Below are 12309 nucleotides of genomic sequence, written 5' to 3'. Positions count from 1 at the left end.
GCCCTACGAGGGCGTGTGGGCCGCAGAGTCCGACGGGGTGCAGCCGCTTTTTGTTCGTGAACCCCCGCTCCATGGAGGTCGAGCGCTTCATGCGCTCCTGCGGCCTCGGCCGCCCCGAGGGCACCAACGAGCCCCTCGACCACGTCGCGACCGAGTGCGAGCTCCTCGAGCGCCTGGCCCTGCGCGCGGCCGGCGCCCCGGCTTCCGAGGGCGCCCCGGACGGCGCCGGCCTCCCCGGAGGGAGCCCGGCCGCCGCCTACGAGGCCTTCCTCTCCGGGTACGCCCAAGCCTGGATGCCCGCGTTCGCCGAGCGCTTGGCCGCCGAGGCGCGCCATCCCTTCTATCGCGCGGCGGCGGCCTACTTGGGGGCGCTCGTCGGGTAGGACGTTGCCAAACCGGCCGATTCCAGCCATCTTTCCGCGATCCTCTGACCAGGTAAAACAATGTATATTACCTGGTCAGAGGCGTGGCAAAAAACGACCGTATTGGTAACGCGGCTGTTCGGCCGCTTCGTCTCGCGTTCGGTCGAGGCGGCGAAATCCGGCAGAGATTCACGGTTCAGGCGCAGATCGGGGTGCTTCGTGGCTTCGAAGAAGCCTGATAACGCGGAAATCCCTGGTAAAGCATCTCGATGTCGGCCTATGTCGTGCCCAGTCCGTGATTTTCTGCCACATTCTGCCGACGCAATCGCACGTGCGTTGAAAGCGCGAAATATTTGGCGCGTTTCGGTCGTCCGTTGTGTGGCCGCCGCTCGCGGCTTACGCGTCCCAGATGACGCACGCCGGTTGTGGCACGTCCACGCACGCGACCGCTCGCAGCATCCCGTCGGCATCGCGTTCGAACAGGCGCACGTCGTCGCTCGCGAGGTTGGCGACGGCCAGAAAGCGCCCGTCGGGCGACAGCGAGAAGTGCCGCGGCCCCTTCCCTCCGGACGCAACGTCGCAGCGCCCCGCAACCCGTCCCTGGCCGTCCACCGGGAAGACGACCAACTGGTCGCTTCCGCGCACCGACGCGTACAGTTGCCGCCCGTCGGGCGAGAACGCGATATGCGCCGCCAGCGCGTCGCCGCTCGGCGCCTGCGGCAGACTCAGCTGCTCGACGATCCGCCAATGCAGCCCGCCTTCGTCGATTCGGAACACCAGCACGTCGCACGCCAGCTCGTTCACCAGCGCGGCCATCGGCAGACGCGGGTGGTACGCCACTATGCGCGGCCCCGACCCTGCCGGCACGCGCACGGTTTCCGCAGCCGTCGGCGCGAGCATTCCGCACGCGTCAACCTGGTAGATCACAAGCGCGTCGAGCCCCAGGTCCACGGCGACCAGCAGCCGCGTTCCCGGCACGAAGCTCAGCGAGTGCACATGGGGCCCCTCCTGCCGATCGTCCCGCAGGCCGCGCCCTTCGTGGCGCCGCGACGGCACGCCCGCCGCCAGACGCCCGTCGTCCAGCAGCGCGCAGCAGGCGACGGATCCGCTCAGATAGTTCGCCCCGAAGAGGTTGCGTCCGTTCGGATCGGGCAGCACGAAGCACGTGCCCGCATCGTAGGGCGCCGTGCACGCTCCGCGGCAGGTCAGCGAGCCGTCCGGCTCGATGGCGTAGGCGGCCATCCGCCCGCAGGAGTCCAGCTCGTGAGCGGCGAACAGCAGCGATCCGCGCTGCGCCAGATAGGTTGGGTTCGCCCCGCAGCCGTCCGCGCGCACGACGTGCGCCTCGCCGCCGCCTTCGCCGAACACGATCGTGCGGATCCCGCCGCGATCGGCGCCGTCGGTGTAGCTGCCGACGAACAGCCGCCGCAGGGCAGGAGCAACATCGGCGCTCATGAGCGCTCCTCCGCCAGTTCCTCGGGGTTCAGAATTCCGAAGCGGCGGTACAGCGGCAGCGTGGCGAACCGATTCCACGCCGTGATCAACGGTCCGGTGAAGAACGCGGCGATCACGGTGAACACGCCGATAGGCCCGCCCGCCAGCACCGCCAGGACGGTCACGGAGATGTCCTGCGTCATGCGGCACGCCGTGTACGAGAAGGGCAGGCGCTCGGCGGCGATGGGCGCGATGGCGTCGATGGGCGCCACGCCCATGCGCGTCTTCAGGTACAGCGACACGCCCAGCGTGAACAGCAGCGTGCCGACGACCAAATGAACGCCGGCGCTGACCAGGCCTTCGAACTTCGGCAGAAAGCCGAGCAGCCACGTGAACAGCTCGATGAGGTAGCCGACGCCCACCATGTTGATGAGCGTGCCCAGGCCTATCTGGTACTTGTCCAGCGCGAACACCGCCGCCAAGATCGCCAGGTTCACCAGCAGCTGGAACGTGCCGAAGTCCATGCCCACGCGCGCGCTGAACCCCAGGTTCATGGCGGTGAACGGGTCGACGCCCACGTTTCCCACGCGGCACACCGTGGTGCCCAGCGCGATGCACACGACGCCGAGGCATGAGAGCAGCAGCTTGCCTTTGAGGTTGTAGGTGTGGCGCAGGTCCATCCATTTCGCCATGAGCCGTCGCCTTTCTTGCGGGGATGATCCGTCGATTCGCCAAGTATGGCCGGGGAGGGCCGCAATCCCACCTCGCGGCCGCTCTTTGTGCGGAACCTGTCAGGGCTTCGCCATGCGCCCGGCACGCAGCGGGGAAGGGCGGCCGCCGACTGGCGCGACCCACCCCGCGTATGACACGTTGTCATATCAAACGCTTCCGTTTTGTGCGATACTGACCCCAGCGCAAAAGCGCTCGGGCGCGCGGAAGGCGAAGGAGGGGGACGATGTTCAGCGTTTTGGCGGTGGGCTATCTGTTCCTCGGCGGCGCGGGCGCAGGCGCCATCGCGGTTGCGTCGATCCTCGACCTCGCGTGGGTGAGGGCTCCATTCGGGCATGCGTCGCGCATCGGCATCGGGGAGGCGACGCCGCTTGAGCGCACGGTGGCCGTCGGCATGCTCGCCGGGTTCGCGGCGCTCGCGCTCGGCATGCTGTTCTTGCTGTTCGACCTCGGGCGCATCGATCGCGTCGCCTCGCTCTTGCTGCGGCCCTCGCTCTCGTTTCTCACGGTGGGCACCTACGCGCTCGCGGGGCTGGCGGCATGCGCGGCGCTGCTGGTGGCCGTGCGGTTCGCCTATCTGCCCAGCGTGCCGCGCGGAGCGGTCCGAGCCGTCGAGGCCGCGGCTGCGGTCGTGGCCGTTGTGGTCATGCTGTACACCGGCCTGCTGCTGCAGAACACGGGCGCGGTGGCCTTGTGGAGCTCTCCGCTCGTGCCCGTGCTGTTCCTGCTGTCGTCGCTTTCCTGCGGGATCGCGACGCTTCTGCTGGCGGCGTACTTCGCGCCGGCGGATGCGGCCACGGCATGGCTTTTCCGCATGCTCGCGCGCGTCGACGCCCTGATCGTCGTGCTAGAGGCCGCGGCCGCGGCGCTGTTTGTTGCGTTCGCGCTTGCCGACGACCATCCGGGGGCGGTCGCGTCCGCCCAGCGTCTTGCGGAGGGCGACTTGGCTTTGTGGTGGTGGGTGGGCTTCGCGCTGTGCGGGCTCGTCGTGCCGCTGGCGGTGGAAGGCGTGCTGTCAGCGCGCGGCTCCTTCTCCGAGGCGTGCCGAACGGGGCTGGCCGTGGCTGCCGTGCTCGTGCTGGTGGGCGGGTTCAGCATGCGCACCGCCCTGGCCGAGGCGGGATCGCATCGCGAGCTCGCGCTGGAAGGCGCGGCGGCGGAGCAAACGTCCGAAGGCGAGCCGACCGGGCTCGAACTTCGATTGGAATAGAAAGAACGGACACGTGGCCCTATTCGAGATAAACGAGAAGAGCAGCATCCCCATCTGGCTGCAGCTGAAGAACCGGTTCATCTACCTCATCACCTCGGGGTACTACAAGCCGGGCGACCAGCTGCCCACCGTGCGCGGCCTCGCCGCGGACGTCGAGGTGAACTACAACACGGTGAGCAAGGTGTACATGAGCCTCGAGCAGGACGGCTACATCCAGTCCAAACGCCGCCAGGGCGCGTTTGTCCTCGATGTGTCCGACAAGCCGGGCGTCAGCATCTCGTCCACGGCCGAGATCGTCACGAGCGAGTACCTCAAGCGCTGCTTCGAGCTGGGCATGTCGCTGGAGGACATCGAGCAGCAGTTCGCGCTCAGCTTGAGCGAAGCGAAAACCAAGCGGGACGCAGGCTAGAGGCCGCGCCCGAACGCGAAGGGAGATCGAACGATGAAACGCGACAAGCGAGCAGGCGCGGAAGCGGGCGTCGGGCCGGCGGGGTTCCCGACGGGCACCTTGCCTGCGTATTCCGACGGCCGCAGCGCCCCCGACAACATCCGTTCGGCGACCAACCGCAGCCGCGCCTCCCGCAACGGGGCCGTCGTGTTCGCCGTGGTGGTGTTCGTGCTGGCGTTCGGCATCGTGCTGGCCGCAGCGCAGGCGGCGTTCGGGGAGATCGGCCTCGTCGCCCTCGTAAGTGCGGCCATCGTCGGGTGGCTGGCGTCCTCGTCGGTGCACATCGTGCTGGAGTGGGAGAAGGCGGTGGTGCTGCGCTTCGGCAAGTTCAACCGCGTGGCGGGCCCCGGCATCGTGTTCACCTGGCCCATCGTCGAGTTCTACACGTTGCGCATCGACCAGCGCGTGGCCACCACGTACTTCGGTGCCGAGGAGACGCTCACGAGCGACCTCGTGCCCATCAACGTGGACGCCGTGCTGTTCTGGATGGTGTTCAGCGCCAAGAAGGCGTGCGTGGAGGTGGAGGACTACTCGGCCGCCGTGGCCTGGGTGGCCCAGACGGCCATGCGCAAGGCCATCGGGCGCGCCACCGTGGCCGAGGTGGCCATGCGACGCGATCAGCTGGACGCCGAGCTGAAGGACGCCATCGAGGAGAAGCTCAGCCCCTGGGGTATCGACATCATCGACGTGGAGGTGCGCGACATCGTCGTTCCGAAGGAGCTGCAGGAGGCCATGGCCATGGAGGCCGTGGCCGAGCGCAAGAAGAACGCCCGCATGGTGCTGGCCGAGGCCGAGAAGGACATCTCCGAGATGCTGAAGGACGCCTCCGAAGTGTACGCCGGCGATCAGGACGCCATGAAGTTGCGCACGATGCATCTGGCCTACGAAAGCGTCGAGCAGTCGGGCGGCACGCTGGTCATCCCCAGCGCCTTCAGCGAGGGTTTCGCGCCTGAAACCGGGGGTGCGGCGACCGCGGGAAGGCCCGCAGCGGGGGAGTAGCGCGGGCTTCGAGCGGCGTCTCCTAAGTGCGCAACGAAGCTCCTTGGTTGAAGGGCTTCAGGCCAGTGGCCTCTTCGGCAGCGGCCAACATGCGAGCCAAAGGTGCGAAACGCGCCGATTTTGGCTACTATATGAGCTAGGCTGCGGCCGAATGCCGCAGTCGGCTCTCATACTGTAACCTCCATGATAACCCTTTATACTCCCAGTTCAACCTCTATATCCTCAAAATAGTATAACTTCCTGTCATATCCTGTCATACATTGTTATTGATAATCATAGTGACGTATGGCAGACTATGACAAGAAGGAATCGGCCGATTCTGATATGAGGGGGAATATCGGAACCTGTATCGGAGCGCACGCGCACCCATGCAGCCGGAGGGGGATACCCGTACGCGGAACACTCACCTTCTTACGATGATCCCCAGGCATTCTGCAACATGAATGGAGGAGGAGACATGTCTGAAACGAAGAGCCCGCTCGGCGGACTCACGCGTAGAGGCTTCCTGAAGACGACGGGTGCCGTCACGGCCGTCGCGGCTGTCGCAGGCACGGGCGCTGCGCTGGCGCCGATGCCGGCGAATGCGGAGGGAAGTTCATCCGCCGATGGCGAGAAGACGTTCAGGAGCGCATGCCGCGGCAACTGCGGTAGCCGCTGCCCCTTGGAGGTGACGGTGCGCGAGGGCAAGGTGGTCAAAGCCCGTCCCATGGATATGCCCGGCGAGGATGCCGTCCGCAAGCGCTTCTGCGTGAAGGGGTTCAGCCAGCCGCAGCGCGTGTACGATACCGACCGGCTCAAGTACCCCATGAAGCGCGTCGGGGAGCGCGGAGCGGGCGAGTGGGAGCGCATCAGCTGGGACGAGGCTGTTAGCACCATCGCGGAGAAGATGGGCGCGGCCATAAAAGATTACGGTGGTACATCGGTTGCCGTTTGGTCCTCGTATGGTTCGTACGGCGTTCTGAACGGTGCGATGGCAGGCTACATGTCCGTTGCCTACGGTCGCTTCATCACGGCCGTTGGGGGCTCGGTACTGGGAGCCGGTGCCGATACGGCGCAGCAGCATGAGCAGTCGACGCTGCTGGGGATTTCGGGCAACGACTTCGTGGATGCCGCCAACGCCAAGACCATTATCTCGTGGGGCGGCAATCCGGCGGAAGCGTACGTGCATGCGTGGCAGTTCGTGTGCGATGCGCGCGAGAAGGGCGCAAAGCTCATCACCATCGACCCGCAGTTCACCGCGTCGGCCATGCACTCCGACGTCTACGTTCCCGTCCGGCCGGGCACTGACGGCGCGCTCATGCTGGCCATGGCTAATCATATTATCGAGAACGGCTTGATGGACGAAGAGTTCATGCGAAGCAGCACGGTGTCTCCGTTCTTGGTGAAGGAGGACGGCACGTACCTTCACATGAGCGATCTGGGCACGCCTGCCACCGAGGGTCCGGTGGATCCTCGCACGGGCAAGCCCACCGTGATCGATCCGGTTGCGGTGTGGGACGAGGCTGCCGGCGCACCTGCGACCGCCGATGCCGCGCAGAAGCCCGCCATCGAAGGATCGTTCGAGGTGCAGGGTTTCGCCGTGAAACCGGTCTACCAAGTTGTCATGGAGAGCATTTCCGAATACACCGTCGAGAGGGCTGCGGACATTTGCGACCTCCCGAAGGAGCAGATCGAGGAACTGGCCCGCGTGTATGCCACCGAAGGCCCCGTGTACGTCATGACGTTCCAGGGACTCGGACACCATGCGAACTCCCATCACAACTTCAAGAACCTCGCGTTCCTCGCGGCTCTGACCGGCAACGCCGGCAAGCCGGGCGCTTCCATCTGCGGCAGCCCATCGACGGGCATGGTGGGCTACAACGTGAAAGCCTACATGTTGGGAACTCCCGGTGCCAGCTTCTGCGGCATGTACCTCCCGAAGGTCATGGAGGAGAAAAAGTGGGCGGGGCAGGATCTCGAGATCCGCGTTCTGTGGTGCTGCAACGGCAACATGCTGTCCTGCGAGTCGGGCCGTCAAGACCTCATCGACGCGGTCAAGAAGATCGACTTCGTGGTGTGCGCAGACGTCAACATGACCGACACTGCGCAGTGGGCCGATATCCTTTTGCCGGTGCCCCATTCGTTCGAGGTGCAGGATTTCGACCCGGTGTGCTCGGTGCCGTATCCCACGTTCACCCAGAAAGTGCTCGACCCTCTGTACGAATGCAAGACCGATCTGGAGATCATGCGTCTGGTGACCGCGAAGATGGGCATGGACATCTACCCGAAATCGGACGATGATTTCTTGAAGGAAGTCATCGATACCGAGGCCAACGTCAAGCAGGGCTGCACGTTCGACGAGCTCAAGACGGGCAAGCTGGTTCGCGATGCTTCTTACACCGAGTCGCGTATGGTGCCGAAGTTCGGCAGCGCCGAGGCGCAGCGTTTGAAGTACTACCTCGAGAAGCCCACGCCGCGCAACAACTTCGGGCAGAAGATCGCCGATTGCGAGCGTCTGCCTTACTACGAGCACGCGAACGAGGCATACGAGGAGAATCCGCTGCGCGACAAGTATCCGCTGTTCGGATGCAGCGAGCACAGCAAGTATCACGTGCATTCGCAGCTGGCGTACACGCCGGTCATGCGCGAGCTCGAGCCCGAGCCGTTGCTGAAGGTCAACGCGACCGATGCCGCTGAGCGCGGAATCCAGCAGGGCGACTACGTGCGCGTCTACAACGATCACGGCTATGCTGTGCTCAAGGCGCGTGTGACCGAGGGCATCAAGCCGGGAGTCGTCTCTATTCCGCACGGTTTCCAGGCTAGCCAGTTCGTCGAGGGGCATACGCAGGATCTGACGAATGTGTACATGAACGATTTCTGCTCGAACAGCGCCTTCTACGACTTCCTCTGCGAAGTCGAGAAGTACGAAGGGGGTGTGAGGTAATGGCCCGCTACGGCATGGTCATCGACACGAAGCGATGCGTGGGGTGCAACGCCTGCTCCGTGAACTGCAAGATAACGAACAACCTTCCCGAGACTAATTGGTGGACCCGGGTCCTCACGGAGGGCGGCGACGAGATCGACACGCCGGCCGGCGTCTTCCCTGACGTGTCGATGCGCTACATCACTGTAGGCTGCCAGCATTGCGAGAACCCGGCTTGCACGAAGGTGTGCCCTGTGGGGGCAACTTACAAAGATCCCGAGACGGGCGTCGTGCGCCAGGACTACGACAAGTGCATCGGCTGCCGTATGTGCATGGCGGCTTGCCCGTACACGGGCGTGCGCTCGTTCAACTGGGAGGAGCCGAAGTACCCCGTCGACCATGCTGTCGGCGATGCAGACGTCCCGAAGCACCAGAAGCATGTGGTCGAGAAATGCACCTTCTGCTACCAGCGCCTTGCCCGTGAGGAGGTGCCGGCATGCATGGAGTTGTGCCCGGCCCGCGCCCGTCACTTCGGTGACTTCGACGATCCGGATTCGGAGGTGTCGAAGCTTGTCAAAGAGCGCTCCTACGAGCAGCTGCTGGCCAGCGAAGGCACGAAGCCGTCCGTGTACTACCTCGTGTAAGGGGATTGATCATGTCTGAGAACGTATCGGCGGAGAAGTCCGCCAAGGTTTCCGCTGCCGGATTCGGCGGCAAAGGGGTTGCTGTCGCCATCGTGGTGGCGGCTATCCTCACCGTCGGCGGTTTGGCTTTGTGGGCATTTCAGCTGACCAGCGGCATGGTGAACACCAACATGCGCAATCTGGACTCGTGGGGGCTTTACATCACGATGTTCATGTTCCTCGTCGGTCTGTCCGCCGGCGGCCTTATCATCTCGAGCGCTCCGCGCGTGTTCGGCATGGAGGGTTTCGGCGGCGTGTCGAAGATCGCCGTGTGGACCTCCATCTGCTGCACGGTGCTGGCGATCGGCTTCGTCGTGATCGACCTCGGCCAGCCGCTGCGCCTTTGGGAGCTGTTCGTGTACTCCAATCTCGGCTCGCCTTTGATGTGGGACATCATCGTGCTGGGCACGTACCTGATCCTGTCCATCGTGTATTTGTGGGCTATGCTGCGCTTCGAGGGCGGCAAGGGCTCTGCCGCTGCCTTGCGCGTGGTGTCCGCCATCGCTCTGGTGTGCGCCGTGCTCGTTCACTCGGTCACCGCTTGGATCTTCGGTTTGCAGCAGGGTCGCGAGATGTGGCATACCGCGCTTCTGGGCCCCTGGTTCGTGTCGTCGGCTCTGGTGTGCGGCGTGGCGCTCGTGCTCGTCGTGGTCATCGCGCTGCGCAAGGCTGGTTACCTGGAGCTCGCGCAGGAGCACGTCGTCAAGATGCTCAAGCTCCTCGGGGTGTTCGTGATGGTGGATTTGTACTTCTTCGGTTGCGACTTGCTGACCGAGGGCTTCCCGGCCGGATCGGGGGCGGAGGTCGTCGCCATGCTGACCACGGGTCCGCTCGCTCCTTTCTTCTGGATCGAGGTCGTCGGGTGCGCCGCCACGGCGGTCATCGCCTTCGTGCCGAAGCTGCGCACGAATCCGCTTATCGTGATCGCAGCGGTGCTGGCCATCGTGGGCATCTTCTGCAAGCGCGTGCAGCTGCTGGTGGGCGGCTTCCAGATCCCGAACCTCGATATGCCCGCCGTCGTGTCCGGTCCGGCTCTTACGGATGCGGGTGCGGCTCTGCAGAGCGCAGGCGGATCGATGGTGTACTTTCCGTCGATGCTCGAATTCGGCGTCGTGCTGGGCGTTTTCGGGCTGGGCGCGCTCATGCTGCTGCTGGGCCTCAAGTTCCTCCCGTTGAAGCCGACTGAGCGTTCGCACTAGATACGATCCGTTTTTCGGCGGGGCGCCTGAACCATCGGGCGCCCCGCCGTGCGACATGGAGGGGTGGCGAACGAGATGCTGAGGAAAGCGATCATCACCTTGGCGACGTTCTTTTTCGCGGGGGTCGTCGTGCTCGGGGCTGTTGCGGCTGCGAGTCCGGCGGTGGGGCTTCCCCGGCCTATCGAGCCCCACTCGCCTTGCCCGGTCGTCGGGTGCGCGTCGGGGTCGTGCCATGGTTTCGGCGATGTGCCCGAGCCGGATGGCGTGCACGAGATGGCCTGTCCCGAGGCGGGCTGCGCCAGCGTCGAGTGCCATGCGTGGGATACGCTGGCGACGCGCTATCGCCGCGCGTCCGATGCCAGCTTGAACCTCTGGATCTTGGCGCCGGTCGTGCTCGTCGGGCTGCTTGTTCTGATCGTGCGAAAGCTTTAAGAGGGGAAGTGACCTGGTGAAGCGGATGCTCGTTGTTGATTTCTCGGCGTTTCTGACTTATGCGCTTGCAGCGCTTCCCTCGTTGACGGGCGTGCCTGCGCACGAATGGTTTGGTTTGGCCTTGCTGGCGCCCGTTTTCGTCCATTGCGCGCAGCATGTCGATCGGGTTGCGCGCGCCCTTCCGCGATGCGTTCGCGAGGCGCGTTTGCGGAACTGCGGGCGCTTGGCGCTCGATGCCGCGTTGCTCGTGGCGCTCTCGACCGTCTTCGTGTCGGGATTGGGCATGTCGGGCACGGTGCTGCAGACGTTCGGCCTGTATGCCGAGGGGTATTATACGTGGTCGCCTCTGCATGCCGCGGCGGCGAAGGCGTTGCTCGCGCTTCTTCTCGTGCATATGGCCGTGCATACGGGTTCGCTGTACAATCTGCTGAAACGTCGCGGCGTTGCAAAGGCCGCCGCGCATGACGACGGAGGTTTTGACGATGAGCGCCGATCTGCTTGAGGCGAGGCCCACGCTGCGCGCGTGGCTTGACGAATATGCCGCCATCGAAGCCGATTATCTGGCTCGGCTTGCCGATTGGGGTATCCGCATCGCGCCGCGTGATGCGGATGCGGATGTGGTCCGTGCGGCGAAGGATCGGCTGCGGGAGAAGGGCGCGCAGTTCCGCAACGGCGATGCCGGCATCGTCTGCGGCAACCTGTCGTCGGCGTGCGTGGCCTGCACGGGAGGGCGGGGGAGCAAGACGTTCTTCCTGTCGCTTGCATGCAATCGATCTTGCTATTTCTGCTTCAACGCCAACCAGGCCGACTACGCCGATCGCCTGCGCGTGAACGATGCGTGGCGCGACGAGGTCGATGCCTTCGCCGATGCGTGCGGCGGCGAGGTCACCCATGTAGGGTTGACGGGGGGCGAACCCTTGCTCCATGCCGACGAGTCCGTGGCGTTCTGCGCTTACGTTCGCCAGCGCTTTCCCCGTGCCCATATCAGGTTGTACACCGCCGGCGATTTCCTTGACGAACCGCTGCTCGATCGCTTGCGCGACGCCGGGCTCGACGAGCTGCGCATGAGCATCAAGCTGGACGTTCTCGACGTCGATCGCGCCGATGAGATCATCGATGACGCCGTCGACGTGCTTGCCCGCGCGAAGCGCTTCATCCCGCAGGTGATGGTGGAGATGCCCGTGATGCCGGGCACGGGCGAGGCGATGCGTCGTCTGCTGGATCGTCTTGATCAAGTCGGCGCGTTCGGCATCAACCTTCTTGAGTTCTGCTACCCCATGGGAGCTTGGGACGAGTTCGAGCGCCGCGGCTTTTCGGTGAAGAACCCGCCGTTTCCCGTGCTGTACGACTACGGCTACGCAGGCGGTCTGCCGCTGGCGGGCAGCGAGCTCTTGTGCTTGGAGTTGTTGGAGTACGCGCTTGACGAGGGGTTGTCCCTTGGCGTGCATTACTGCTCGCTCGAGAACAAGCATCGCGATCAGATCTGCGTTCAAAACGGCGCTTGCTCCGTCGATGCGGGCGTGTACGAGCGCGATCCGCATGATTTCTTCCTGAAAACGGTGAAAGCGTTCGACGGCGACGTCTCCCTGGCGCGGCGCGCGCTGGAGGCGTGCGGCGTCGGCGCGTTCTCGCTTGAGGATGAAGGCCTTAGCCTGGCTTTCCATCCGCGTCACATCTCTATCGTGCAAGCGCTGCCCGTCGTATTGTGTCGATCGATCAACGTGCTGGAAGAAACCGCGGATGGCTTCATCGTCCGCGAGCTGAAACTGGAACCTGTGAAAGGCGAATGACGATGACTGTTGACGAGCTCTGGCAAGCCCGCGCCGCCGCCTGGGAGCTGGCGGCGCTGAGCCTGCGCTACCCGGGCTCGGAGCTGGCCGAGGCCGCCGCGGGCGGCGAGTGGGACGAGGC

At 64.8% G+C, this 12309-nt stretch carries 12 protein-coding genes; 10 read left to right on the top strand and 2 right to left on the bottom strand.

What is annotated here, in order from left to right; genetic code table 11:
* Nucleotides 1-383: molecular chaperone (locus HMPREF1023_RS04940; RefSeq protein ID WP_232228685.1), on the top strand; the 383-nt coding region annotated here is incomplete at its 5' end.
* Nucleotides 384-758: 375 nt separating this feature from the next.
* Here HMPREF1023_RS04940 and HMPREF1023_RS04935 read toward each other — a convergent pair.
* On the bottom strand, nucleotides 759-1817 hold the full coding sequence (locus HMPREF1023_RS04935) for a lactonase family protein (RefSeq protein WP_009305080.1): 1059 nt from the start codon (nucleotides 1815-1817) through the stop codon (nucleotides 759-761).
* Nucleotides 1814-2488, bottom strand: coding sequence for a YitT family protein (locus HMPREF1023_RS04930; RefSeq protein ID WP_009305079.1), 675 nt, complete (start codon nucleotides 2486-2488; stop codon nucleotides 1814-1816). Before HMPREF1023_RS04930 ends, HMPREF1023_RS04935 begins: the two co-directional genes overlap by 4 nt.
* Nucleotides 2489-2751: 263 nt before the next feature.
* Between HMPREF1023_RS04930 and nrfD (HMPREF1023_RS04925) the strand changes: the two genes are divergently transcribed.
* The 9 genes from nrfD (HMPREF1023_RS04925) (at nucleotide 2752) to HMPREF1023_RS04885 (ending at nucleotide 12188) form a co-directional block, all read left to right on the top strand.
* Nucleotides 2752-3735: an NrfD/PsrC family molybdoenzyme membrane anchor subunit gene (nrfD, locus tag HMPREF1023_RS04925; RefSeq protein WP_009305078.1), complete on the top strand. Its 984-nt coding sequence runs from the start codon at nucleotides 2752-2754 to the stop codon at nucleotides 3733-3735.
* Nucleotides 3736-3748: 13 nt separating this feature from the next.
* Entirely contained in the window at nucleotides 3749-4144 is a 396-nt protein-coding gene (locus HMPREF1023_RS04920) for a GntR family transcriptional regulator (RefSeq protein ID WP_009305077.1), read from the top strand.
* 33 nt (nucleotides 4145-4177) lie between these two features.
* The gene (locus tag HMPREF1023_RS04915) at nucleotides 4178-5182 is read left to right on the top strand and encodes a slipin family protein (RefSeq protein WP_009305076.1); all 1005 of its coding nucleotides are present in this window, start codon (nucleotides 4178-4180) and stop codon (nucleotides 5180-5182) included.
* Between the two features lie 457 nt (nucleotides 5183-5639).
* Entirely contained in the window at nucleotides 5640-8105 is a 2466-nt protein-coding gene (locus HMPREF1023_RS04910; RefSeq protein ID WP_009305075.1) for a molybdopterin-dependent oxidoreductase, read from the top strand.
* Complete coding sequence (locus HMPREF1023_RS04905) at nucleotides 8105-8728, top strand: 4Fe-4S dicluster domain-containing protein (protein WP_009305074.1); 624 nt, start codon at nucleotides 8105-8107, stop codon at nucleotides 8726-8728. Before HMPREF1023_RS04910 ends, HMPREF1023_RS04905 begins: the two co-directional genes overlap by 1 nt.
* An 11-nt stretch (nucleotides 8729-8739) precedes the next feature.
* Nucleotides 8740-9966 (top strand): NrfD/PsrC family molybdoenzyme membrane anchor subunit, encoded by a 1227-nt coding sequence (nrfD, locus tag HMPREF1023_RS04900; protein WP_009305072.1) that lies wholly within the window; start codon nucleotides 8740-8742, stop codon nucleotides 9964-9966.
* Nucleotides 9967-10041: 75 nt separating this feature from the next.
* The gene (locus tag HMPREF1023_RS04895) at nucleotides 10042-10398 is read left to right on the top strand and encodes a hypothetical protein (RefSeq protein ID WP_009305070.1); all 357 of its coding nucleotides are present in this window, start codon (nucleotides 10042-10044) and stop codon (nucleotides 10396-10398) included.
* Between the two features lie 25 nt (nucleotides 10399-10423).
* On the top strand, nucleotides 10424-10900 hold the full coding sequence (locus HMPREF1023_RS04890) for a DUF4405 domain-containing protein (RefSeq protein ID WP_009305068.1): 477 nt from the start codon (nucleotides 10424-10426) through the stop codon (nucleotides 10898-10900).
* On the top strand, nucleotides 10860-12188 hold the full coding sequence (locus HMPREF1023_RS04885; protein ID WP_229061466.1) for a radical SAM protein: 1329 nt from the start codon (nucleotides 10860-10862) through the stop codon (nucleotides 12186-12188). Before HMPREF1023_RS04890 ends, HMPREF1023_RS04885 begins: the two co-directional genes overlap by 41 nt.
* Nucleotides 12189-12309 lie beyond the last annotated feature (121 nt).

It is taken from the genome of Eggerthella sp. 1_3_56FAA, from assembly GCF_000185625.1.
Classification (GTDB): domain Bacteria; phylum Actinomycetota; class Coriobacteriia; order Coriobacteriales; family Eggerthellaceae; genus Eggerthella; species Eggerthella lenta.
Note: the sequence above shows the minus strand (reverse complement) of the source record. Positions and strands in the feature narration are given on the sequence as shown.